Source organism: Plantactinospora sp. B5E13, from assembly GCF_039871775.1.
GTDB lineage: Bacteria > Actinomycetota > Actinomycetes > Mycobacteriales > Micromonosporaceae > Plantactinospora.
In genome coordinates this window covers 108,190-134,128 of the sequence record NZ_JBDPLT010000006.1, presented here as the reverse complement: position 1 = coordinate 134,128, position 25,939 = coordinate 108,190, and the positions used below count along the sequence as shown (strand labels likewise).

Annotated in this window: 9 protein-coding genes; 6 read left to right on the top strand and 3 right to left on the bottom strand. The window is 72.7% G+C overall.

Going from position 1 to position 25,939, the window contains the following annotated elements; all coding sequences use genetic code 11:
- Window positions 1–19 precede the first annotated feature (19 nt).
- The 4 genes from ABGB05_RS08030 (at window position 20) to ABGB05_RS08015 (ending at window position 19,726) form a co-directional block, all read left to right on the top strand.
- Window positions 20–5,023 (top strand): amino acid adenylation domain-containing protein, encoded by a 5,004-nt coding sequence (locus ABGB05_RS08030; protein WP_347652554.1) that lies wholly within the window; start codon window positions 20–22, stop codon window positions 5,021–5,023.
- Window positions 5,020–17,322, top strand: coding sequence for an amino acid adenylation domain-containing protein (locus tag ABGB05_RS08025; protein ID WP_347652553.1), 12,303 nt, complete (start codon window positions 5,020–5,022; stop codon window positions 17,320–17,322). The genes ABGB05_RS08030 and ABGB05_RS08025 overlap by 4 nt, the downstream gene beginning before the upstream one ends.
- Window positions 17,323–17,412: 90 nt before the next feature.
- Window positions 17,413–18,345, top strand: coding sequence for an ornithine carbamoyltransferase (locus ABGB05_RS08020; RefSeq protein WP_347652552.1), 933 nt, complete (start codon window positions 17,413–17,415; stop codon window positions 18,343–18,345).
- A gap of 97 nt (window positions 18,346–18,442) precedes the next feature.
- Window positions 18,443–19,726: an MFS transporter gene (locus ABGB05_RS08015; protein ID WP_347652551.1), complete on the top strand. Its 1,284-nt coding sequence runs from the start codon at window positions 18,443–18,445 to the stop codon at window positions 19,724–19,726.
- 17 nt (window positions 19,727–19,743) lie between these two features.
- Here the strand turns inward: ABGB05_RS08015 and ABGB05_RS08010 are convergent, their stop codons facing one another.
- The 3 genes from ABGB05_RS08010 to ABGB05_RS08000 are packed head-to-tail and all read right to left on the bottom strand — an operon-like array spanning window position 19,744 to window position 22,423.
- A complete protein-coding gene (locus ABGB05_RS08010; RefSeq protein ID WP_347652550.1) occupies window positions 19,744–20,505 on the bottom strand; it encodes a DUF4097 family beta strand repeat-containing protein in 762 nt (253 codons plus the stop codon).
- Complete coding sequence (locus tag ABGB05_RS08005; protein ID WP_347652549.1) at window positions 20,505–21,149, bottom strand: response regulator transcription factor; 645 nt, start codon at window positions 21,147–21,149, stop codon at window positions 20,505–20,507. Before ABGB05_RS08005 ends, ABGB05_RS08010 begins: the two co-directional genes overlap by 1 nt.
- On the bottom strand, window positions 21,137–22,423 hold the full coding sequence (locus ABGB05_RS08000; RefSeq protein ID WP_347652548.1) for a sensor histidine kinase: 1,287 nt from the start codon (window positions 22,421–22,423) through the stop codon (window positions 21,137–21,139). The genes ABGB05_RS08005 and ABGB05_RS08000 overlap by 13 nt, the downstream gene beginning before the upstream one ends.
- Before the next feature lie 133 nt (window positions 22,424–22,556).
- On the opposite strand from ABGB05_RS08000, the gene ABGB05_RS07995 reads away from it, so the two are divergent.
- On the top strand, window positions 22,557–24,740 hold the full coding sequence (locus tag ABGB05_RS07995; protein ID WP_347652547.1) for an MMPL family transporter: 2,184 nt from the start codon (window positions 22,557–22,559) through the stop codon (window positions 24,738–24,740).
- Window positions 24,741–24,997: 257 nt separating this feature from the next.
- Window positions 24,998–25,939, top strand: coding sequence for a TauD/TfdA family dioxygenase (locus tag ABGB05_RS07990; protein ID WP_347652546.1), 942 nt, complete (start codon window positions 24,998–25,000; stop codon window positions 25,937–25,939).

The window sequence follows — 25,939 nt, the reverse complement described above, 5'->3', positions numbered from 1 at the left end:
GCGCGTCGAGGCTGTGCCCATGCAGACCGGTGCCACACTTCCCCGTCTGTTCGCGCACCAGGCACGGCTCACCCCGGACGCCGTGGCGGTCGTGGACGGTCCGCGCCACCTGACGTACGCCGACGTGGACGTGGGCGCCGATCGGGTGGCGCGGCTGCTGCGTGCCGAGGGGGTCCGGCCGGGCGCCCTGGTCGGCGTCAGCCTCGCCCGCAGCGCCGAGCTGGTGACCACGCTCCTCGGCATCTGGCGGGCGGGCGCGGCGTACGTGCCGCTGGACCCCGGTCATCCACCGGAGCGGGCCGCCTGGGTGCTCGCCGACACCGGGGCCGCCCTGCTGGTGACCGACGGGGCCGGGGTCGACGGGGTACGGATCGTACGGCCGGTGCCGGTGGGCACCGGACCGGCGGTGGCCGACGCGGCCGGGAATGCCCCGGCGGTGCAACCGGGGCCGCACGGTGACGACGTCGCCTACGCGATCTACACCTCCGGTTCCACCGGCCGTCCCAAGGGGGTGCTGATCAGCCATGCCGGCATCGCCAACCGGGTGGGCTGGACGGTCCGCCGGCACGGGCTCGGCGCGGCCGACCGGGTACTGCACAAGACCGCGATGAGCTTCGACGCCGCGGGCTGGGAGATCTTCGCCCCGCTGGTCAGCGGCGGCACCGTCGTCCTGGCCCCGCCGGGTGCCGAGCGGGACCCGGCGCTGCTGGCCCGGGCCGCCGCCGACGGCGAGGTGACCGTCCTGCAGGTGGTGCCGTCGGTGCTGCGGCTGCTGGTGCAGGAGCCGGCACTGGCTGACTGCCGGACGCTGCGGCTGCTCTTCTCGGCCGGCGAACCACTGCACGCCGAGCTCTGCCAACGGCTGCTGGAGCGGGTCAAGCCGGAGGTGTGGAACACGTACGGGCCGACCGAGTGCGCGATCGACGTGACCGCGTACCAGTTCGACCCGGCACAGGCGACCGGGCCGGTGCCGATCGGCCGCCCCATCGACAACCTGCGGGTGCTGGTGCTGGACGACGCCGGTGAACCCGTCCCGATCGGGGTGGTCGGCGAGCTGTACGCCGGCGGTGTCGGCCTCGGGCACGGCTACCTCGGCCGGCCGGACCTGACCGCCGAACGCTTTGTGCCCGACCCGTACGGGCCGCCGGGGTCCCGGCTCTACCGCACCGGCGACCTGGTCCGCTGGCGTGCCGACGGCGCCGTGGAGTACGTCGGCCGGCGCGACCACCAGATCAAGGTCAACGGGGTACGGGTCGAGCCGGGCGAGGTGGAGGCGGCCCTGGTCAGCCATCCGGCGGTCCGGGGTGCGGCGGTCACCGCCGTGCCGGACACCTCCGGCGGCCACCGGCTCGTCGGCTACCTGCTCGGCGAGGTACCGGACGGACTGCGCGGCTTCCTGCGGGAGCGGCTGCCGGAGGCGATGATCCCGGGGATTCTCGTCCCGATGGCCGAGTTCCCGCTCACCACCAGCGGCAAGGTGGACCGGGCCGCCCTCCCGCCGGTGATCGGCGACACCGACGTCCGCCCGCCGTACCTGGCGCCCCGCGACGACGCCGAACGGGCCGTGGCGGCGGCCTGGTCGGCGTTGCTGGACGTGGACCGGATCGGCGCGCACGACGACTTCTTCCAGCTCGGCGGGACGTCGCTGCTGCTGACCCGGCTGCTGGCCCGGCTGCGCGCCGGCACCGGGGTGGAGCTGCCGTTGGCGGAACTGTTCACCGCGTCCACGGTGGAACGCCAGGCGCTGCTGCTGACCCGGTCCGGGCCGGCCGGGCCGCCGGTCGTACCGGTGTCCCGCGACGGCGCGTTGCCGCTCTCGTTCGGCCAGCACCGGCAGTGGTTCCTGGACCGTCTGCAACCGGGCAGCCCGGAGTGGGTGACCCCGCTCTTCGTCCGGCTGCCCGCGACGGTGGACCCGGACCTGGTCCGCCGCGCCCTGGACGTGCTCGGCGGCCGGCACGAGGCGCTGCGCACCCGGTACCCGGACGAGGGCGGTGAACCGCGTCAGGTGCTGGTCGACCCGGCGCCGATCGAGCTGACCGTGGTCGACGCGACCGGCGGGGACCTGGCCGGGTGGTTCGGTCGACAGTTCGGGCGCGGTTTCGACCTGGCCGAGGGGCCGCTGTGGCGGGCCCTGCTGGCGCGGGTCTCCGACACCGATCAGGCGCTGCTGGTCACCATCCACCACATCGCCTGCGACGGCTGGTCCGCGGTGATTCTGGAACGGGAGCTGCGGGAGGTGGTCGACGCGCTGCGTGCCGGTCGGGCGCCGGCGCTGCCCGACCTGCCGGTGCAGTACCCCGATTTCGCCGCCTGGCAGCGCGCCCGGCTGACCGGGCCGGTCCTCGCCGACGAGTTGGCGTACTGGCGTACCGAACTGGCCGGGATAGCGCCGCTGGAGCTGCCCACCGACCGGCCCCGGCCGCCCCGACGCGACCCGGCCGGCGCTTTTGTGTCGTTCACCGTACCGGCGCCGTTGGCGAGGGCGTTGACCGAGTTGGGTCGCGCGCACGGGGCGACCCGGTTCGTCACGCTGCTCACCGCGTTCGCCGCGCTGCTGCGCCGGTACACCGGGCAGCACGACATCGCGGTCGGCTCGCCGGTGGCGGGACGGACCCGGCCGGAGGTGGCCGACGTGGTCGGCTTCTTCCTCAACAACCTGGTCCTGCGCTGCCGGCTGGCCGGCGAGCCGAGCTACCTCGAGGCGCTGGCCCGGGTACGCCACACCGCCCGGTCGGCCTTCGCCCACCAGGAGGCGCCGTTCGAGCGGTTGGTCGACGAGCTGCAGCCGGAGCGGGACCTGTCCCGGACCCCGCTGTACCAGGTCGCCTTCGACCTGCACGACGACGACCTGACCACCGCCCGGACCGCCGACGGCGACCTGGACGCGTTCCTCACCTCCTGGCGGATCGCCAAGACGGACCTGGCGCTGTACCTGAAGCGGCACCCGGACGACTCGCTGACCGGGGCGTTCGAGTACTCGGCGGCGCTGTTCGACCACGCCACGGTGGAGCGGATCGCCGACCACTTCGTCCGGCTGCTGGACCGGGTCACCGCCGCCCCCGACACCCCGCTGACCGAACTGGACCTGTTGACCGCTGCGGAGCGGGCGGTGCTGCTCGCCCCGCCGGTGTGGCCGGCCGCCGCCCCGGAGCGCTGCCTGCACGAGGTCTTCGCGGCGCGGGCGGCGCGGACCCCGGACGCGGTGGCGGTGGTCGCCGACGGGGAGTCGCTGACGTACGCCGAACTGAACGCCCGGGCCAACCGCCTCGCCCACCATCTGCGCTCGCTCGGCGTGGGCCCGGAGAGCCTGGTCGGGGTCTGCCTGGAACGCGGACCCGACCTGGTGCCGACGCTGCTCGGGGTGCTCAAGGCCGGCGCCGGTTACCTGCCGCTGGATCCGGCCCAGCCGGCTGACCGGACCGGCTACCTGGTCCGCGACGCCGGGGCCCGGGTGGTGGTGAGCCGTGGCGACCAGTTGGACCGGCTGGCCGGGGCGGCCCCGGAGACGCTGGTGTTGCTGGACCGGGACGCCGACCTGCTGGCCGGCTGCCCGGAGCACGACCCGCAGACCGGGGTCACCCCGGACAACCTGGTGTACGTCATCTACACCTCGGGTTCGACCGGCCGGCCGAAGGGGGTCTGTCTCAGCCACGCCAACGTGCTGCGCCTGTTCACCGTCACCGAGCCGGCGTTCGACTTCGACGACCGGGACGTCTGGACGCTGTTCCACTCGTACGCCTTCGATTTCTCGGTCTGGGAGCTGTGGGGTGCGCTGCTGTACGGCGGTCGGCTGGTGGTGGTCCCCCGGGAGGTGACCCGCGACCCGGACGCCTTCGTCGACCTGCTCGTCGCGCAGCGGGTGACGGTGCTGAACCAGACCCCGTCGGCGTTCCGGGCGCTGGTCGGGCTGGCCCGCGACGGCGACCCCCGGCTGGACCGGCTGGCGGTGCGGACGGTGGTCTTCGGCGGCGAGCGGCTGGAGGTTGGCGACCTGCTGCCCTGGGCGCGGCGGTTCGGCCTGGACCGACCCGAGCTGGTCAACATGTACGGCATCACCGAGACCACGGTGCACGTCACCTACCACCGGATCACCCCGGTAGACCTGGAGACGCCCCTGGTCAGCCCGGTCGGGGTACCGCTGCCCGACCTGCGGGTGGTGCTGCTGGACGAGTCCGGCCGGCCGGTGCCGGTCGGCGTCCCCGGCGAGATCCACGTCGGCGGTGCCGGGGTGGCCCGCGGCTACCTGCACCGTCCGGAGCTGACCGCGCAACGGTTCGTCCCGGACCCGTACCCGGCGGAGGTCCCCGACCCGGTCGGAACGGGCCGGCTGTACCGCAGCGGTGACCTGGCCCGACGTCGGCCGGACGGCACGCTGGACTTCGTCGGCCGGGCCGACCACCAGGTGAAGATCCGGGGCTACCGGGTGGAGCTCGGCGAGATCGAGGCGGCGCTCGTCGCGCATCCGGCGGTCCGCGAGGCGGTGGTGGTCCTCACCGACGACACCCGGCTGGTCGGCTACTTCGTCCCTGACGGCGAGCTGCCGACCCTGACCGGGCTGCGCGAGCGGCTCGCCGGCGTACTGCCGGACTACATGGTGCCGGCGGCGTTCGTTGCGGTGGAACGGATCCCGCTGACCGTGAACGGGAAGCTCGACCGGCGGGCCCTGCCTGACCCGGACGGGGCGGCGGTCGCCGCCGACGCCGACCACGTGCCACCCCGCAACCCGGTGGAGGAGCGGATCGCCGCCGGCTGGACGGAACTGCTCCGGGTCACCGGGGTGGGTGTGCACGACAACTTCTTTGCCCGGGGCGGGGACTCGATCCTCGCCGTCCGGCTGGCCTCCTGGCTGCAGGAGGAGTTCGACGTGGAACTGACCGTGCGGACGGTGTTCGAGCGGCCGACTGTGGCGCAGCTCGGCACGGCGGTCGAAGAGCTGATCAGAGCGCAGATCGCGGAGCTGTCGGACGCCGAGGTGTCGGCCGCGCAGCACCCGTCGCGGCAGGAGGGGAAGCAGGCATGACCACAGGGGACATCGACGCAGTGCGCACGGCGACGGAGTCGAACGGCGCGGCCGGCGGGCCCGGCGCGGGCACCGGGAACGGCACCACCGGCGGGAGTGGTACCGGGGGCGGCCCGGGACTGGCGGCGGCCCGCGAGGAGCTGCTCCGGGCCCGGCTGGCCGGCCGGTCCATCGGCGGCCGGCGGTCGACGATCGGCCGGGCGGACCGGTCGGGTCCGCTGCCGCTGTCGTACGGACAGCAGCAGATGTGGTTCCTCAACCGGCTGGAGACGAACAGCCCGGAGTACCTGGTCCCGCTCGCGCTGCGACTGCGGGGTCCGCTCGACGTCGACCGGCTCGGCGCGGCCTGGCAGGCACTGCTGGCCCGGCACGAGATCCTGCGCACCCGGTACACGCTCACCGGTCGGGGCGCCGACGAGGCGCCGGTCCAGGTGGTCGACGAGGTCCGGCCGGTCCGCCTCGACGTGGTCGAGGTGCCGGGCGACACCGTCGAGGAGCGGGAGGCGGCCGCGTACCGGCTCGTCGAAGAGGACTGCCGTACCCCGTTCGACCTGGCCGTGCAGTGGCCGGTGCGGGCCGGTCTGCTGTGGCTGGCCGACGACGACCACGTGCTGGTCCTCGTCTTCCACCACATCGCCTGCGACGCCTGGTCGCTGGGGGTCATCGGTCGGGAACTGGCCCAGCTGTACGCCGGCGGGTCGCTGCCGCCGCTGCCCATCCAGTACGCCGACTACGCCGCCTGGGAACGGGCCCGGGACGACCGGCACCTCGACTACTGGCGTACCCGGCTGTCCGGGCTGACCCCGCTGGAGGTGCCGGCCGACCGACCCCGCCCGGCGGTTCGGGACTGGCGTGGCGCGGTGCACTCGTTCGACCTGCCCGAGAGTCTCGCCGGACGGCTGCGCGAACTGGCGTCCCGGCACGACGCCACCCTGTTCATGGTGCTGATGACCGCGTTCCAGGCGCTGCTGTCCCGGTACACCGGGCAGACCGACGTGCCGGTCGGCACCATGGTCTCCGGCCGGTCCCGCCCCGAGCTGCGGGACCTGGTCGGGTACGGGATCAACAGCCTGGTGGTCCGGACCGCGTGGTCCGGTGACCCGACCTTCGTCGAACTGCTCGGCCGGACCCGGGAGGCGGTGCTCGGCGCGTTCGACCACCAGGAGGTGCCGTTCGCCCGGCTGGTGGACGAGCTGCAGCCGGAGCGGGACATGTCCCGGACGCCGCTCTTCCAGGTCGCGCTGACCGTGCAGGAGGCCCGGACGCAGGCGTTCGAGCTGTCGGGTCTGGCGGTGGAGCCGCTGTCGGCGGCCTCGACCGTGTCCCGGTTCGACCTCACCGCGCTCTTCGACGAGCTGCCCGGCGGAGCGCTGCGCGGCCACCTCGAGTACGCGACCGCGCTGTTCGACCCGGCGACCGTCTCCCGGCTGGCCGGGCATCTGACGCGGCTGCTCGCCGGGGTGGCGGAGCGTCCGGAGACACCGGTTTCCGCGCTGGCGCTGCTGGACGCGGAGGAACTCGCCCTGCTGACCCGGCCGCCGGTCCGCACCGTACCCGTCACGGCTCGGGTGCATGAGTTGTTCGAGGCTCAGGTGGTGCGGTCGCCGGGTGCGGTGGCGGTGGTGGCGGGTGGTGTGGAGTTGTCGTATGGGGAGGTGAATGAGCGGGCGAATCGGGTTGCTCATTGGTTGCGTGGGGTTGGTGTGGGTCGTGAGTCGGTGGTGGGGGTGTGTTTGGAGCGGGGTGTTGATCTGGTTCCGGTGTTGTTGGGTGTGTTGAAGGCGGGGGCGGGTTATCTGCCGTTGGATCCTGCGCAGCCTGTGGAGCGTTTGGGTTTCATGGTGGCTGATGCGGGTGTGTCGGTGGTGGTGTCGTCGTCGTTGTTGGTGTCTGTGTTGGGTGGGGTGTGGTCTGGTCCGTTGTTGGTGGTGGATCGGGATGAGTCGTTGGCGGGTTTGCCGGTGTCGGATCCTGGGGTGTCGGGTGGGCCGGATGATTTGATTTATGTGATTTATACGTCGGGTTCGACGGGTCGGCCGAAGGGTGTGTGTCTGTCGCATGCGAATGTGGTGAGGTTGTTTGCGGTGGCGGACAGGTATTACGGTTTTTCGGCGGATGATGTGTGGCCGTTGTTTCATTCGTATGCGTTTGATGTGTCGGTGTGGGAGTTGTGGGGTGCGTTGTTGCATGGGGGTCGGTTGGTGGTGGTGCCGGGGTCGGTGGCGCGGGCTCCGGATGAGTTTGTGGATTTGTTGGTGGAGCATCGGGTGACGGTGTTGAATCAGACGCCGTCGGCGTTTCGGTCGTTGGTGGGGTTGGCGGCTGATGGTGATCGGCGTTTGGATGGTTTGTGTCTGCGGGTGGTGGTGTTTGCGGGTGAGCGGTTGGAGGTTGGTGAGCTGGTGCCGTGGGTGGAGCGGTTCGGGCTTGGTCGGCCTCGGTTGGTGAATATGTATGGGATTACTGAGACGACGGTGCATTCGACGTTTTATGAGTTGTCGGAGGAGGATTTTGTTCTGGGGGCTCCGAATCGTGTGGGTGTGCCGTTGGATGATTTGTCGGTGTTTTTGTTGGATGGGTGGGGTTATCCGGTGCCGGTGGGGGTTCCGGGTGAGATTTTTGTGGGTGGTGGGGGTGTTGCTCGGGGTTATTTGAATCGTGCGGGGTTGACGGCGGAGCGGTTTGTGCCGGATCCGTTTGGTGGTGGGGGGCGGTTGTATCGGTCGGGGGATGTGGCGCGGTGGCGGCGCGATGGTGGGTTGGAGTTTTTGGGGCGTGCGGATGATCAGGTGAAGATTCGTGGTTATCGGGTGGAGTTGGGGGAGATCGGGGCGGTGTTGGCGGGGCATCCGGGGGTCCGGGACGCCGTCGTCCTCCTCCGCGACGACACCCTGGTGGGCTACTACCTGCCCGCCACCACCCCCGCGGCCAGGACCTTGACGAACTCCGGCCCGGACCAGCCGGCCGACAGCCCGACCGATCACCCGGCCCACAGCGCCAACCAGCCGGCCGACCCGCCGCTGAGCAGCGCCGAGCTGGCCGAACACTGCCGCACCGCACTGCCCGAGTACATGGTGCCGGCCGCGTTCGTCGCGCTGGACCGGTTCCCGCTGACGGTGAACGGCAAGCTGGACAAGCGGGCGCTGCCGGCGCCGGACCAGGGTGCGCTGCCGACAGGTGAGGTCTACGTGGCGCCGCGTACCGAGGTGGAGGAGCGGGTCGCGGCGATCTGGCGGGACGTGCTCGGGGTCGAGCGGGTCGGGGTGCACGACAGCTTCTTCGACCTCGGCGGGCACTCGATCCGGGCGGTCGCCCTGGTCGGCGCCCTGCGCGAGGCCGGCTACGACGCCAGCGTCCGGGACGTCTTCGCGTACCGGTCGGTCGGTGAGCTGACCGAGGTGCTGGTCGGACGGGACGCCCCGGCCGCCCAGGCGGAGACCCGGGTCGCGCCGTTCGACCTGATCTCGGCGGCCGACCGGGCCAAGCTGCCGGCCGGGGCGGTCGACGCGTACCCGCTGTCCCGGGTCCAGGCCGGCATGGTCGTCGAGATGCTGGCCGACACCGAGACCCACGCGTACCACAACGTGACCTCGTTCCGGATCCGCGACGAACAGCCGTTCTCCGGCGCCGAACTGCGCCAGGCGATCGCGGCGACGGTCGCCCGGCACGAGGTGCTGCGGACCTCGATCGACCTGGCGACGTACGCGGTGCCGATGCAGGTGGTGCACGGATCCGCCGAGATGCCGTTCGGCGTACGGGAGCTGCGCGGCCTCGACGAGGTGGCGGTGGAGGCGGCCCTGCGCGAGTTCACCGCCCGGGAACGGGCCACCCTCTTCGACCTCGGCCGCGCCCCCCTGCTGCGGCTGTACGCGCACGTGGTCGACGACAAGACCTGGTGGCTGACGGTCACCGAGTGCCACCCGATCATCGAGGGCTGGAGCCACCACTCGCTGCTGATGGAGCTGCTCGACACGTACCGGGCGCTGCGGCAGGGGCGCACCCCGGAGCCGGTCGAGCTGCCCGACCTGCGCTACGCCGACTTCATCGCCGCCGAGCTGCGCTCCCTCGCCTCGACCGAGGACCGGGAGTTCTGGCACGGCATGGTGGCCGGCCGGGCCAAGTTCACCCTGCCCGAGGGATGGGGTGCCGCGTCGGGCAGCCCGCGCACGGTGTACCGGACCGCGGTGCCGTTCCACGACCTGGAGGACAACCTGCGGGCGCTCGCCAGCGCGGCGCGGGCCTCGCTGAAGAGCGTGCTGCTCGCCGCCCACCTCAAGGTGCTCAGCCAGCTCACCGACGCGGAGAGCTTCTTCACCGGGGTGGTGCTGCACGGCCGGCCCGAGGTCGCCGGCGCGGACCGGGTCTACGGCATGTACCTCAACACCCTGCCGATCGGCTTCGACCGGGGTGCCGGCAGCTGGCGCCGCCTGGTCGCCGACGTGTTCGCCCGGGAGACCGAGATGTGGCGGCACCGGCAGTACCCGATGCCGGCGATCCAGCAGGACCTCGGCGACGGCGACCGGCTGCTCGACACCATGTTCATCTACCTCGACTTCGACCAGGTCGACCGGGACCTCGTCGACTACCTGGCCAGCATCGACGACAGCCCGACCGAGTTCCCGCTCGCGGTGTCGGTCCGGGTGGGACACGTCGGCCTCGCCGTGGACACCCGCGTGGTCGCCCCCGAGCACGCCGAGCGGCTGGCCGCGATGTACCGGGCGGTGCTGGCCGCGATGGCCGCCGACGTCGACGGCGACGCCCGGGCCACCTGCCTGCCCCCGGAGGAGCGCGCCCTGGTGCTCGCCCCGGCCGTGCTGCCGGATGTTCCGGTCACGGCTCGGGTGCATGAGTTGTTCGAGGCTCAGGTGGTGCGGTCGCCGGGTGCGGTGGCGGTGGTGGCGGGTGGTGTGGAGTTGTCGTATGGGGAGGTGAATGAGCGGGCGAATCGGGTTGCTCATTGGTTGCGTGGGGTTGGTGTGGGTCGTGAGTCGGTGGTGGGGGTGTGTTTGGAGCGGGGTGTTGATCTGGTTCCGGTGTTGTTGGGTGTGTTGAAGGCGGGGGCGGGTTATCTGCCGTTGGATCCTGCGCAGCCTGTGGAGCGTTTGGGTTTCATGGTGGCTGATGCGGGTGTGTCGGTGGTGGTGTCGTCGTCGTTGTTGGTGTCTGTGTTGGGTGGGGTGTGGTCTGGTCCGTTGTTGGTGGTGGATCGGGATGAGTCGTTGGCGGGTTTGCCGGTGTCGGATCCTGGGGTGTCGGGTGGGCCGGATGATTTGATTTATGTGATTTATACGTCGGGTTCGACGGGTCGGCCGAAGGGTGTGTGTCTGTCGCATGCGAATGTGGTGAGGTTGTTTGCGGTGGCGGACAGGTATTACGGTTTTTCGGCGGATGATGTGTGGCCGTTGTTTCATTCGTATGCGTTTGATGTGTCGGTGTGGGAGTTGTGGGGTGCGTTGTTGCATGGGGGTCGGTTGGTGGTGGTGCCGGGGTCGGTGGCGCGGGCTCCGGATGAGTTTGTGGATTTGTTGGTGGAGCATCGGGTGACGGTGTTGAATCAGACGCCGTCGGCGTTTCGGTCGTTGGTGGGGTTGGCGGCTGATGGTGATCGGCGTTTGGATGGTTTGTGTCTGCGGGTGGTGGTGTTTGCGGGTGAGCGGTTGGAGGTTGGTGAGCTGGTGCCGTGGGTGGAGCGGTTCGGGCTTGGTCGGCCTCGGTTGGTGAATATGTATGGGATTACTGAGACGACGGTGCATTCGACGTTTTATGAGTTGTCGGAGGAGGATTTTGTTCTGGGGGCTCCGAATCGTGTGGGTGTGCCGTTGGATGATTTGTCGGTGTTTTTGTTGGATGGGTGGGGTTATCCGGTGCCGGTGGGGGTTCCGGGTGAGATTTTTGTGGGTGGTGGGGGTGTTGCTCGGGGTTATTTGAATCGTGCGGGGTTGACGGCGGAGCGGTTTGTGCCGGATCCGTTTGGTGGTGGGGGGCGGTTGTATCGGTCGGGGGATGTGGCGCGGTGGCGGCGCGATGGTGGGTTGGAGTTTTTGGGGCGTGCGGATGATCAGGTGAAGATTCGTGGTTATCGGGTGGAGTTGGGGGAGATCGGGGCGGTGTTGGCGGGGCATCCGGGGGTCCGGGACGCCGTCGTCCTCCTCCGCGACGACACCCTGGTGGGCTACTACCTGCCCGCCACCACCCCCGCGGCCAGGACCTTGACGAACTCCGGCCCGGACCAGCCGGCCGACAGCCCGACCGATCACCCGGCCCACAGCGCCAACCAGCCGGCCGACCCGCCGCTGAGCAGCGCCGAGCTGGCCGAACACTGCCGCACCGCACTGCCCGAGTACATGGTGCCGGCCGCGTTCGTCGCGCTGGACCGGTTCCCGCTGACGGTGAACGGCAAGCTGGACAAGCGGGCGCTGCCGGCGCCGGACCAGGGTGCGCTGCCGACAGGTGAGGTCTACGTGGCGCCGCGTACCGAGGTGGAGGAGCGGGTCGCGGCGATCTGGCGGGACGTGCTCGGGGTCGAGCGGGTCGGGGTGCACGACAGCTTCTTCGACCTCGGCGGGCACTCGATCCGGGCGGTCGCCCTGGTCGGCGCCCTGCGCGAGGCCGGTTTCCCGGCCGGCGTACGGGACGTGCTGGAGGCGCGCACCGTCGCCCGGCTCGTCGAGGCGCTGGCCGGCCGGGAGGAGGCGCGGGTCGAGCGGGCCGTGGCGCCGTTCGACCTGATCTCCGCCGCCGACCGGGCCAGACTGCCGGTCGGGGTGGTCGACGCGTACCCGCTCTCCCAGGTGCAGCTCGGCATGCTGGTGGAGATGCTCGGCGACGCCGAACTGAACCCCTACCACACGGTCAACTCGTTCCGGCTCCGCGACGGGCGGCCGTTCTCCGCCGCCGCGCTGCGGGCCGCCGCCGACCTGGTCGCCGACCGGCACGAACTGCTGCGTACCTCGTTCGACCTGGAGACGTACGCGGTGCCGATGCAGCTCGTGCACGCCGACGCGACGATCCCGCTGACCGTCCGGGACCTGCGGGACCTTCCGCCGACCGGGCGGGAGCAGGCGGTCCGCGACTTCACCGATCGGGAGCAGGCCACCCCGTTCGCCGTCGGCGACGCCCCGCTGCTGCGACTGGCCGCCCACGTCGAGAGTGACGGGTCGTGGTGGCTGACCGTGACGGTGTGCCACCCGATCACCGAGGGCTGGAGCCACCGGGCGATGCTGGTCGAGCTGCTCGACGCGTACCAGCGGATCCGCGACGGCCTGGCCCCCGCGCCGGTCGAGCGACCGGCGGTGCGCTACGCCGACTTCGTCGCCGCCGAACTCCGGTCGATCGACTCGGCGGCCGACCGGGACCACTGGCGCGGCATCGTCGAGCGGTACGCCCCGTTCGCCCTGCCCGCGGCCTGGGCTGACCCGGCCGGCCGGGTCAGCGACGGCTACTCGGTCACCGTGGTCTGGGGCGACCTGGACCGCGAGCTGCGGGCCCTGGCCGCCGCGGCCGGGGCGTCCCTGAAGAGCGTGCTGCTCGCCGCCCACCTCAAGGCGCTCAGCCAGCTCACCGACGAGCGTCGGTTCTTCACCGGCCTGGTCTACAGCGCCCGTCCCGAGGTGGTCGGCGCGGACCGGGTCTACGGCATGTACCTCAACAGCCTGCCGTTCGGCTACGACGGCACCGCCGCCACCTGGCGGAACCTGGTGCGCGACGTCTACACCCACGAGACCGCCTGCTGGCCGCACCGACGCTTCCCGATGCCGGTGATCCAGCGCGAGTTCGGCGACGGACGACGCCTGGTCGACGTCCGTTTCTCCTACCAGGAGGACTTCGAGGCGGTCGACACCGACCTGATCGACGTCGAGAACGGGCTCGGCGACGGCGCCAGCGAGTTCCCGCTCGCGGTGGCGGCGGCGGACGGTGGCCTGATCCTCACCACCAACCGCCGGGCGCTCCGGCCGGAGCACGCCGAACGGCTCGCCGGGATCTACCGGGCGGTGCTGGAGGCGATGGCAGCCGACGTCGACGGCGACGCCCGGACCAGCCACCTGCCGCCCGGCGAACGGGACCGGCTGCTGGTCACCGCGAACCGGACCGACCCGGCGCCGGTCCGGCAGGCCGTGCACCAGCTTGTCGCGGAGCGGGCCGCGGCCACCCCGGACGCCCTCGCGGTCCGCTGCGGCGCGGCGCGGCTGAGCTACCGGGAACTCGACACGCTGGCCAACCGGTACGCCCAGCACCTGCGGGCGCTCGGCGTCGGTCCGGAGTCGACGGTCGGCGTCCTGCTCGACCGGGGACCGGACCTGGTCGCCGCCCTGCTCGGAATCTGGAAGGCCGGCGGGGCGTACGTGCCGCTCGACGCCTCCCACCCGACCGAGCGGCTGCGCCACATGCTGGCCAACGCCGGCGCCCGGCTGGTGGTCACCCAGCAGGCGTACGCCGACCGGTTCACCGTCGCGCAGGTGCTCGTCGACCGGGACGCGGCGGCGGTGGCGGCCCGCCCGGCGAGTCCGCCCGACGTCCCGACCGACCTCGACGGTCTGGCGTACGTCATCTACACCTCCGGTTCCACCGGTCGGCCCAAGGGTGTCCAGGTGCCGCACCGGGGTCTGACCAACCACGTCCAGTGGGCCGCCGCCGAACTCGCCTCCCGGGGTGACCGGGGCGCGCCGCTGTTCTCCTCGATCGCCTTCGACCTGCCGGTGCCGAACCTCTACGCCCCGCTGGTCACCGGCCAGCCGGTGCACCTGATGCCGGCCGACGTCGAGCTGGACCGGCTCGGCGACTGGCTGGCCGACGCCGGGCCGTTCAGCTTCGTCAAGCTGACCCCCGGCCACCTGGACCTGCTCTCCCACCAACTCACCGCCGCGCAGGCGTCCGGGCTGGCCGGCGCGCTGGTGGTGGCCGGCGAGGCGTTCACCCGGGCGACCCTGGACCGGTGGCGTGCACTGGACGCGGACACCCCGCTGATCAACGAGTACGGCCCGACCGAGGCGTCGGTGGGCACCTGTGTCCACCCGGTCACCGGGGCGCCCGAGGGTGACGTGGTGCCGATCGGCCGTCCGCTGCCCGGCATGACCATGTACGTGCTGGACCGCTGGCTGCAGCCGGTCCCGGTCGGGGTCCCCGGCGAGCTGTACGTCGGCGGCACCGGCGTCACCAGGGGTTACGCCGACCAGCCCGGGCTGACCGCCGAGCGGTTCCTGCCCGACCCGTTCGGGCCGCCCGGCGGTCGCCTCTACCGCACCGGCGACCTGGTCCGGACCCTGCCGGACGGTGCGGTCGACTTCCTCGGCCGGCTCGACGACCAGGTCAAGATCCGGGGTTACCGGATCGAGCTGGGGGAGATCCAGGCGGTGCTGCTCGACCACCCGGCGGTCCGGGACGCGGTCGTGGTGGCCCGCGACGTGGTCCGGGACGACGCCCCGACCGGGGACCGGCAGCTCGTCGCCTACTGCGTACCGGCCGGGGACGGTGGGGACCTGAACGCCGGGGTGCTCGCCGAGCACTGCGCCACCCGACTGCCGGACTACATGGTGCCGGTGGCGTACGTGCCGCTGGAGCAGATCCCGCTGACCGCGAACGGCAAACTGGACCGGCGGGCCCTGCCCGACCCCGGGGACGCCGGCGCACCGGCCGCCCGGGAGTTCGTCGGACCGCGCACCGAGACCGAGCGGACCCTGGCCGGGATCTGGGCCCGGGTGCTCGGCCTGCCCGAGGTCAGCGTGCACGACAGGTTCTTCGAACTGGGTGGCCACTCCATCCTGATGATCCAGGTGCTGGCCGCCGCCCGGCAGGCCGGACTGCCGCTCGCGGTGGCCCAGATGTACCAGCACGAGACCGTCGCCGAGCTGGCCGCCGCGGTGGCGGCCGACACCACCCCGGCGGTCGAGGCGGTGACCGAACAGGGACAGGTCACCGGTGAGGTGCCGCTGACCCCGATCCAGCGACGGTTCCTCGCCCTGCCCGGCGACCCCGACCGGTATGCCCAGGCGGGCCTGCTCGACGTACGGCCGGCGGCCGACGTGAACCGGCTCGCCGGGGCGCTGGACACGCTGGTCGCCCACCACGACGCGCTGCGGCTGCGGATCCGCGACGGGGTGGCGACGATCGGCGCCGAGGTCCCGGCCGACCTGCTGACCGTCGTCGACCTCGGGCAGCTGCCGGAGGCGGAGCGGGAGACGGTGGTCCGGGAGACGGTCGGTCGGGCCGCCGAGGGACACGACATCGCGGCCGGACGCCTGGTCCGGGCCACCCTGCTGCGCGGCGGAAACGCCGGTGGCGACCAGTTGCTGCTCGCCGTGCACCACCTGGCGGTGGACATCGTCTCGTGGCAGATCCTGGTCGCCGACCTGAACACCGCGTACGCCGGGGAACCGCTGCCGGCCAAGAGCACCTCGGTCCAGCACTGGGCCCGTCGGCTCGTCGAACACGCCGCGGGGAACGAGTTGGCCGCGCAGGCGCCGTACTGGCTGAACCGGATGCCGGCGGCGGCGCTGCCGGTGGACCGTCCGGAGGAGACCGACCACGCCGCCGACGCCCGCACCGTCACGGTCACCCTGCCCCGGCACCTGACCGCCGCGCTCACCCACCAGGTGCCGGCGGCCGGGCAGGTCCGCGCCGAGGAGGTCTTCCACACCGCGCTGGCCACCGCGGTGGCCGGCTGGACCGGCGGCAACCGGGTGCTGCTCGACCTGGAGGGGCACGGCCGGGAGGAGATCTTCCCGGACGTGGACCTGTCCCGGACCGTCGGCTGGTTCACCAGCCTCTACCCGGTCTCGCTCTGGCTACCGGCGGGCGATCCGGAGGCCGCGCTGCGTGCCGTCCGCGACCAGCTGCGCGCGGTCCCGGACCGGGGTCTCGGCTACGGCCTGCTCCGGCACCTCAGCTCGGACAACGAACTGGCGGCGGCCCTGGCCGAGCTGCCCGAGCCGCGGATCCTGGTCAACTACACCGGGCACCGGTCGGTGGGCAGCCAGACCGGCCCGGCCGGCCCGGACGGCGGACGACCGAGCGCGCCTCGGTTCACCCTGCCCGCCCGTCGGCTGGTCAGCGCCCAGGACCCGGACCGGCCCCGAACCCACCCGCTGCAGGTCACCGCCGGGGTGCACGACCACATGCTGACCGTGCACTGGACCTACCCGGGACGGCGGTACGACGAGGCCACCATCCGGCGGGTCGCCGAGCGGACCATCGAGGCGCTCACCGACCTGATCGGGCACGCGGTGCCGAAGGCGGCGGTGCCGAGCGGGCCGGTGATCTCCGGCGAGGCGGTCCGGGCCGCCCTCGACGAGTACGCGGTGCCGGGCGCGGCGGTGGCGCTGGTCCGCAACGGCGAACTGGTCTCGGCGGACGGCTATGGCAGCCTGACCGCCGGCGGTGACGTCCCGGTCACCGCGGACACCCTGTTCCAGGTCGGGTCGATCAGCAAGCACGTCTGCGCGGTCGGCGCGCTCCGGCTCGCCGCCGCCGGCCGGCTGGACCTGGACACCGACGTCAACCGCTACCTGACCAGCTGGCGGCTGGACGCCCCCGGCCCGGTGACCGTACGCCAGCTGCTCAGTCACGTGGCCGGGCTGACCGTGGTCCGCAACAGCGGGCAGCTGCGCGGCGAACCGGGGCCGAGCCTGCTCGACCTGCTCGCCGGCCGGCCGCCGGCGACCACCCCGCAGGTCCGGGGTGAGCTGCCGCCGGGCGAGCGGTTCCGCAAGAGCAACGGCCACTACTGGGTGCTGGAGCAGCTGCTGACCGACCTGACCGGGCAGCCGTTCGCCGAACTGATGCGGGAGCTGGTGTTCGCCCCGCTCGGCATGGACGGCACCAGCTTCGACCAGGCGTTCCCGGAGACGTCGGGCCGGCCGGTGGCGGTCGGACACGACGAGCGGGGCGCTCCGGTGCCGGGCGGCTGGCGGGTCAAGCCGGTGCTCGCCTCGACCGGGCTCTGGGCCACCGCGCCGGACCTGGCCCGGCTGCTGGTCGCGGTCCGCCGGGCGTACCTCGGGGAGGGGGAGCTGCTGCCCCGGCCGTACGCCGAGCAACTGCTCACCGCGATCCACCGGGACGCGCTCTACGGGCTCGGCACCTCGGTCGACGACACCGGACGGGAAGTCGAGTTCGGACACGTCGGCGAGTCGGTCGGCTACCGCGCGATGATGCTGGGGCGGGTGCGCAGCGGCACCGGTTTTGTGGTGCTCACCAACGCGGACTCCGGCAAGGAGGTGCACAAGGTCGTCGCGCTCGGTGTCGGCCAGCAGGACGGGCAGCAGTTCGGGGTCGGCCAGGGCCGTACCGAGCTGGGCTACTGACCGGGACCGGGGGACCGGGATCCGGGCACCGCACCACTGGGCCGGTCCGCCGGACCGCGCCGGAACCAGATCGGCCGGACGGGAGACACCATGACACGTCATCTCATCTCCATCAGCGACCTGACCGACGACGACCTGCACGGCATCGTGCGGCGGGGAGCCGAGCTGAGCACCGGGGCGGCCGTACCGTCCCGGGCGCTGGCCGGCCGGATCGTCGGCATCTACTTCCGACGTACCTCCACCCGGACCAGGACCGCCTTCTCCAGCGGGGCGCTGCGACTCGGCGGGCAGATCATCGCGTACGGGCCCGACGACCTGCAGACCCGGACCGGTGAGACGGTGGAGGACACCGGGCGGGTCTTCGCCGGCATGCTCGACCTGCTGGTGGCCCGCACCGCGGACAGCCCGTCCGAGCTGCGCGCGTACGCCGGGCACGGCCGGATGGGGGTGGTGAACGCGATGACCGCCGACGAGCATCCCACCCAGGCGCTCACCGACCTGACCACCCTGCTCGTCCACTTCGGGCGGCTGGAGGGGCTACGGGTCCGGTACGTCGGCGAGGGCAACAACACCGCGACCGCGCTCGCGCTGGCCCTGACCCGGATCCCGGGAACCGAACTCGACCTGCACACCCCGCCCGGGTACGGGCTGCCGGCCGGGCTGCTGCACACGGCGACGGAGCAGGCCCGGCGGTACGGTGCCCGGATCTCCGAACGGCACGACATGACCGAACTGGGCGACGGGGTCGACGTGGTCTACACCACGAGGTGGCAGACCACCGGCAGCAGCAAGGCCGACCCGGAGTGGCGGCGGGTCTTCGCCCCGTTCCAGGTCGACGACGCGGTGCTCGGGGCCAGCCCGAAGGCGGTGTTCATGCACGACCTGCCGGCACACCGGGGCGAGGAGGTGACCGCGTCGGTGCTGGACGGCCCGGCCAGCATCGCGTTCGGCCAGGCGGAGAACAAGATGCACAGCGCGATGGCGGTCCTGGAGTGGTGCGCCGCCGGCGGGTGGACCCGGTGAACGGAGCGCGTGCCGGCGCCGGGTGCTCCGGCCGGCAGCCCGGCCCGGCCCACGGTGGGCGGGCGGGCGTCGGATGCTCCGGCCGGCGGTGGTCGCGGTGACCTCGTCGGTGGCGGCCGGCTCGGCGGCCCGCCCGGAGCCCGGCGCCGAACCGCCGCTGCGGCGCAACCGGGACTTCCTGCTGCTCTGGGTCGGTGCCGGCTTCGCTGTGCTGGGGGCGCGGATCACCGCGATCGCGTACCCGCTGCTGATCCTCTGGCAGACCGGCTCGATCACCGGAGCCGGGCTGGTCAGCACCGCCGCCCTGCTGCCGATGCTGCTGGTGCAACTGCCGGCCGGTCTGCTGGTGGACCGCTGGGACCGGCGCCGGCTGATGATCGCCGCCGATGCCGGCTGTGTACTGGTCACCGCCACCGTCGCGGTCGCGGTCTGGGCCGACCTGGTCTGGGTCTGGCACCTGGTGGTGGTCGCCTTCGTCCAGTCGAGTCTGGCCATCGTGCACCAGCTCGCCGAGCGATCGGCGGTCCGGAACCTGGTCACCCCCGGCCAACTGCCCGCCGCGCTGAGCCAGAACGAGGCCCGGCAGCGCGGCGCGATGCTGCTCGGCCGGCCGGCCGGCGGCGCCCTGTTCGAGCTGGTCCGCTGGGCGCCGTTCCTGGCCACCACGCTGGCCCACCTGGTTTCGCTGGTGTCGCTGCTGCTGATCCGCCGGCCGTTCCAGTCCACCGCGCCGGCCGGCGTCCCGGGCACCGCCCGGACCCTGCGGGCGGACCTCGTCGAGGGGATCGGCTGGGTGTGGCGCCGCCGGTTCCTGCGTACCGTGATGATCTTCATCGCGATCAGCAACATCCCGTTCGAGGGGCTGGCGCTGGCCGTGATGTACGTGGTCAAGCAGGACGGCGGCTCGGGCGCGGTGGTCGGCCTGCTCGCCGGGGTGAGCGGGGTGGGCGGCCTGCTCGGCGCGCTGGGCGGCACCTGGTGGCTGCGCCGGCTGGACCTGCGGGCGGTGGTGATCGGCGGCCTGGCCGGCTGGGCGCTGGTCATGCCGGCGATGGCGTTCACCCGCGACGTCTGGGCACTCGGTGTTCTTTTCGCCGCGATGAGCTACATCGGCGGGGTGTTCAACGTGGCCGGCGGGATCTACCTGGTCCGGATCACCCCGGACGCGCTGATGGGCCGGGTCGGCGCGGTCGCGACGCTGCTCGGCTCGGGGACGAACTTCCTCGGCCCGCTGCTCGCCGGCTACCTGCTCGCCGCGCTGCCGGTCGCCACCGCCGTGCTGGCGCTCAGCGGGGTGATGGTGGTGTTGGTCGCGGTCGCGGTGCTCAGCCCGGCGGTCCGGGCCGTGGTCGACACCCCGGAAGGCCGTCGGCTGAGCTGACCGGGGCCATCGGGGAATCAGCCGCCGGTGTAGGCGACCCGGACGTTGCCGTCCCCGGCCTGGGCGTCGATCCGGCGGGGCGCGGTCGGCTCCTCCCGTACGCTCACCGTCCGGGTTCCGGACCTCGCGCTGGCGTGCAGGTTGTAACCGTCCGGCGGCGGCACGGCGACGGTGATCCCGCCGGAGCCGGTCCGGACCAGCACCGTGGTCGGTGGCGTCGCGAAACGCAGCGCCACGTCACCGGCGCCGGACCGGGCCTGCACCTGGGGCGAGTGCAGGTCGGCCCCGTCGATCCGGCCGGAACGGGCGTCCAGCCGCAGGTCGCCGGCGACGTTCTCCACCCGTACGTCGCCGTTACGGCTGTGCAGGGTCAGTGGGCCGGTCACGTCCCGGACCGAGACGGTCCCGGAGCCGGTCCGCACCGTCACCGCCACCTCCGGCGGCACCTCGATCCGGTACGCCACCGCACAGCCGGGCAGCCGTGGCCGCGTACCGCAGTCGGCGGTGACCGACAGCCGGCCGTCGGCGTGCTCCTGCCGGACCACCGGCCGGCCGTACGACCAGGTGAGCCGCTGCTCGACGGTGGCCCGCCCGGGCGGGCCGGTGGTCACCTCGGCGCTGCCGTTGCCCAGCTCGACGGTGAGTTCGGTGACCGTGCCCTGGTAGCCGGTCCGCTCGGTGACCGTCTGCCGGGCCAGCCAGGACCAGGCCGACACCCCGCCGGCCAGGACGGTGACCACGGCCAGGGTGTGCCCGAACGGCCGCCAGAACCCGGCCATCACACCTCCCGCAGGAAGTGCAGCACGGCGAGCACCCGCCGGTGGTCGGCGTCGGCGGCGGCCAGCCCGAGTTTGGCGAAGATGCTGTTCACGTGCTTCGCCACGGTGCTCTCGCTGACCACCAGCGCGGCGGCGATGCCGGCGTTGGAGCGGCCCTGCGCCATCAACGCCAGCACCTCGGACTCCCGCTGGGTGAGCCGCTGCAGAGGGTTGGCCCGGGAGCGGATCAGGATCTGCGAGACCACCTCGGGATCCAGCACGGTGCCGCCGGCGGCCACCTGCCGCAGTGCGGCCAGGAACTCGGCGACGTCCGCGACCCGGTCCTTCAGCAGGTAGCCGACCCCACGGGTCGGCCCGGAGAGCAGTTCGGCGGCGTACCGCTCCTCGACGTACTGGGAGAGCACCACCACCGCGGTCTCTGGAAAACGGGCCCGTACCGTCAGCGCGGCCCGCAGTCCCTCGTCGACGAAGGTCGGTGGCATCCGGACGTCCACCACGGCCAGGTCGGGCCGGTGGTCGGCGACCGTGGCGAGCAGGCCCTCGGCGTCGCCGCTCGCGCCGACCACGGTCTCCCCGGCCGACTGCAGCAGCCGGACCAGCCCCTCCCGGAGCAGGACCGAGTCCTCGGCGATCACGACCCGCACGGCAGCTCCACGGTGATCCTCGTCCCGCCGCCGAGTGGGCTGGTGATCTCCAGGGTGCCGTCCACCGAGGCCACCCGCTGGGCCAGCCCGTGCAGGCCGGTACCGATACCGGGCCGGGCACCGCCCCGGCCGTCGTCGCTGATCTCCACGTGCAGCCGGTCGGCCCGACGCTCGGCGCTGACCACGACCCCGGTGGCCCCGGCGTGCCGGGCCGCGTTGGTCAGCGCCTCGGCGACCACGAAGTACGCCACCGCGCCGACCGCCGGTGGTGGTCGGTCCGGCAGGTCGACCCGGAGCCGGACCGGGACCGGGGCGCCGGCGGCCAGTCCGGAGAGCGCGGCGTCGAGCCCCCGGGCGTCCAGCACCGCCGGATGCAGGCCCCGGACCAGCCGGCGCAGTTCGGCGAGGGCGAGCTTGGCGTCCTCGTGCGCCCGGACGATCTCGGACCGCACCGGCTCCGGCAACCCGGTGGCCTCCTGGCGCAGCATGCCGAGGTTCATCGCCAGCGCGGTCAGCCGCTGCTGCGCGCCGTCGTGCAGGTCCCGCTCGATCCGGCGGCGTTCCGCGTCGGCCGCGTCCACCAGCGCGTTCCGGCTGGCGGTGAGCGCCTCGACCCGGCGGCTCAGCCGCTCGGTGCGGCTCGGGCCGAGCAACGCGCCGGCGGCCCGGGTGTCCCACGCGACCAACCGGATGGCCAGCCAACGTACGGCGAGGCAGCAGACCAGCCCGGCGCCGGTCAGCGCGGTCAGGATCACCGGCTCACGCGGACTGAGTCCCAGCACGTTGCGGTCCGGCAGCGTCCAGGCGTACGCCCAGACGGTGGTCAGGGAGAGTCCGACCGCCCAGCCGACCGCGCAGACCAGGAAGCTGACCGGGGCGAGGACCGCGGCGGCCAGGTGGTAGCCGAGCTGCCGCCAGGTGGTGGCGGCCCGGGCCTCGGCGAGCACCCGGCCGAGCCAGCTGGGCGCGGCGAACCGGTCGGCCCGGGGCGGCACCGTCACCCCGAGGCACTCCGCGAACCGGGCCCGGTGCCACCGGGTGAACAGCCGGACAGCGGCCAGCAGCACCCCGAGGGTGGGCAGGCCGAACAGCGGCAGTACGAGCAGGGCGGGGGCGCTCAGCACCGCGATCGGCAGCCCGGCCGCCAGGTGGGCGGTGCCGCGCCAGGCGGCGTACCAGCCGTCGGCGCGCAGTGCGGCCCGGAGCAGACCGTCGGACCGGGCGGCGTACGCGCGGCCGGCCGGCCCGGTCGGGGCGTAGCTGTCCGGAACCACCTGACCACCATAGGCAGTCCGGACCGGGGTGACCATCCGGTCAGGACCCGGACCGGTATGGAACCTGGTACCCAGAGGAAGACGGATACCGCCGCTACCGACTTTCGGTCTTCCGACCGGAAAACTCGACCGCATGGTGGCACGTATAGGACGTTTCTGTTACCGGCACCGACGCCTGGTGCTGATCGGCTGGCTGGTGGTGATCGTGGCCGGCGGGGTGGCCGCCGGCCCGGTGCTCACCAAGGTGGGATCGACCCGGGCCGTCCAGGGCACCGAGTCCGACGACGCACAGCATGTACTCCGCGCCGAGGCCGACCACGGCCTGCGGATCGTGACCCTGGTCGACGGGATCGACCCGGGCGGCGGCGCCGACGCCGCCGCGCTGGCCCGGGCCCGCGCCGACGTGGCCGGCCGCCCCGACGTGACCGGGGTGACCGGACCGGTGGCGGCCCGGGCCGGCGACGGCGCCAAGGTGGTCGTTACCCTGGACCGGTTCGAACGCTCCGAACGGGAGGCCGAGACGGCCGCGCTGGAGGCGGTCCAGGACCGGTTCCGGCAGCTCGAGACGGAACTGCCGGGCGCCACGGTCCGGTTCGGCGGCGCCGACCTCGTACCCCGACAGGCCGGCGGGGCCTCGCAGAACGATCTCACCCGGGCCGAGATCCTCGCCCTGGGCCTGACCCTGATCGTGCTGATCATCATCTTCCGGGGCTTCGCCGCCGGCAGTGTGCCGGTGATCGCCACGATCGCCACGATGACCGGCGCGTTGATCGTGGTACTCGCCTTCTCGTACGTCGTCGACCTGGACAACACCGTACTCAGCGTGGTGTCGCTGCTCGGGCTCGGCCTCTCCATCGACTACGGGCTGTTGCTGGTCTCCCGCTACCGGGAGGAGTTGGCGGCCGGTCTGGCACCTCCCGACGCGCTCGGTCGGACCTGGGCGACGGCCGGACGTACCGTCGCGTTCAGCGGCCTGACCATCGTCTTCGCCCTCGCCGGCCTGCTGCTGTTCGACATGCCCCGGCTGCAGGCGATGGGTGCGGCCGGCATCTCCGCCGCGCTGCTGGCGATGTTCTCCGCGCTCACCCTGACCGCCGCGCTGCTGCGGGTGTTCCGCCGGTTCGTCAAGCCGTCCCGGCGGGCGGTCCGCCTCACCGCGCTGGCGGCCGAGCGCGGCCAGTCCCGCGACGAGGTGGAACGGGGCTTCTTCAGCCGGGTGGCCCGGCTCGCCCAGCGCCGGCCCCGGCTGGTCGTCCTCGTCGTCACCGCGTTGCTGCTGATCGCCGCACTGCCGGTGCTGACCCTGTCCAGCCGGCTGCCGCAGCTCGCCGGCCTGCCCCGCAGCATCGAGTCGGTGCGGGTGGCGGACGAGCTCAGCGAGCGGTACGGGGAGAGCACCTTCCCGGCCGTCCGGGTGCTGGCCCGGACCGACCCGGCCACCCTGGGCGCCTGGGCGCAGCGGTGGCGCGACGACCCGCTGGTCTCCCGGGTCGCCCCGGCCGAGGCGGAGGGACCGAACCTGGCCAGCGTGGCGATCGACGTGCGCGGTGACAACCAGTCCGACGCGGCCCGGGACCTGGCGCTGCGGATCCGGGCGGACCGGCCGCCGGGCGTACAGAGCTGGGTCGGCGGGGACGCGGCGATCCTGCACGACCTGATGGTCCGGATCGAGGCCGGGCTGCCCCGGGCGATCGGGCTGACCGTGCTGGTGATGGTGCTGCTGCTGTTCCTGATGACCGGTTCGCTGCTGGTGCCGGTCAAGGCGGTGCTGATGAACGTGCTCTCGCTGGCCGCCACGTACGGGGTGCTGACCGCGATCTTCCAGCACGGCTGGCTCGCCGGTCCACTGGACACCCTCACCATCGGCGGGCTGACCCCGTACCTGATGGTCACGGTCTTCGCGTTCGCGTTCGGGTTCTCGATGGACTACGAGGTCTTCCTGCTCGGCCGGATCAAGGAGTACGTCGACGCCGGCCGGGACACCGACACCGCGGTCCGGCACGGGCTGCAGCGTACCGGCGGGGTGGTGACCGCCGCGGCGCTGCTCATGATGATCGTGTTCGCCTGTTTCGGCGCCGCGCAGGTCGGCGACATCGAACAGATCGGGGTGGGCCTGTTCGTGGCCATCCTGATCGACGCGACGATCGTGCGCTGCCTGCTGGTGCCGGCGACGATGACGCTGCTCGGCCGCTGGAACTGGTGGGCACCGGGACCGCTGCGTCGCCTCCACCGGCGGGCCGGGATCCGGGAGGGCGGGACGGTGGTCCCGGCCGGGCACCGGGACGCCGCGCTGACCGGCCCGGCCGCCGGCCGGTAGCCGCGGAGTCGGCCGGCGTCCGGGGCCGGGGCGTCGGCCGGCCCCGACCCGGCGTGCCGGCCGACAGCGGCCGAGCTGCCCGGCCACCCGTCCGTGATCCCCCGCACGGGCGCGGTGGCCGGGCCCAGCCGGTGAAACCGCCGGTCAGCCCCGGTGTTGCGGCTGGACACGGCGGTATAGCCCGGGTATAGGAGAGGCCCCCATGCTGCCCTCAGCGTCATCGACGTGTCGTGTCGTCTGGCGGAGAGGGACAGAACATGGCTGGCGTAGACACCTGGGCTCCACTGGAGATTCACCCGTTCGACGTCGCGGCGGAGCCGACGGCGGAGGGGCTGCGAGGCTTCCTCTCCGACACCGCGAAAATCGACGAGCTGCTGGTAAACGAGAAGGCCCTGGTGTTCCGCGGTTTCGGGATCACCGAACAGACCCTCGACCCGGTGCTGGACCTGGCGCTGCCGAACCGGCTGGCGTACGTGCACGGCAACACGCCGCGCACGAAGGTGGGCGACAACGTCTACACCTCCACCGAGTACCCGGCCGAGTTCACCATCTCGATGCACAACGAGTTGTCGTACGCGCACACCTGGCCGGCCCGGCTGATGTTCTTCTGCCAGCTGGCCGCGACCACCGGCGGGGCCACCCCGGTGGTGGACGGCGCCCGCTGGCTGGCGGCGCTGGACCCGCAGGTGCGGGCCGCGTACGCGGACGGGGTCTGCTACCGGCAGAACCTGCACGGCGGCCGGGGTTTCGGCAAGAGCTGGCAGGACACCTTCGAGACGAACCGCCGCGACGAGGTGGAGAACTTCCTCGCCCCGACCGGCGCGACCTGGGAGTGGCGCTCCGACGGGAGCCTGCGGATCAGCCAACTCCGTCCGTCGACGATCCGGCATCCGGTGACCGGGGTCGAGGTCTGGTTCAACCAGTCGGACCAGTGGCACCCGGCGTCGCTGGGTGAGGACACCGCCTCGGCACTGGCCCAGATCCTGCCCGAGGACGAGCTGCCGCAGTACGTCACCTTCGCCGACGGCACCCCGATCCCGCCGGAGTACGTCATCCAGGTGCGCGACCGTGGTCTGGAGGTCGCGGTCAACGTGGACTGGCGTGCCGGCGACCTGCTGCTGATCGACAACATCCTGGTCGGGCACGGTCGACGGCCGTTCACGGGTGCCCGCCGGGTGCTCGTGGCGATGTCGGACTGA

Coding starts and splice junctions, on each gene's coding strand:
- ABGB05_RS08010 (WP_347652550.1), bottom strand. CDS start 20,505: ATGGCCGGGTTCTGGCGGCCGTTCGGGCACACCCTGGCCGTGGTCACC.
- ABGB05_RS08030 (WP_347652554.1), top strand. CDS start 20: ATGCAGACCGGTGCCACACTTCCCCGTCTGTTCGCGCACCAGGCACGG.
- ABGB05_RS07990 (WP_347652546.1), top strand. CDS start 24,998: ATGGCTGGCGTAGACACCTGGGCTCCACTGGAGATTCACCCGTTCGAC.
- ABGB05_RS08020 (WP_347652552.1), top strand. CDS start 17,413: ATGACACGTCATCTCATCTCCATCAGCGACCTGACCGACGACGACCTG.
- ABGB05_RS07995 (WP_347652547.1), top strand. CDS start 22,557: ATGGTGGCACGTATAGGACGTTTCTGTTACCGGCACCGACGCCTGGTG.
- ABGB05_RS08025 (WP_347652553.1), top strand. CDS start 5,020: ATGACCACAGGGGACATCGACGCAGTGCGCACGGCGACGGAGTCGAAC.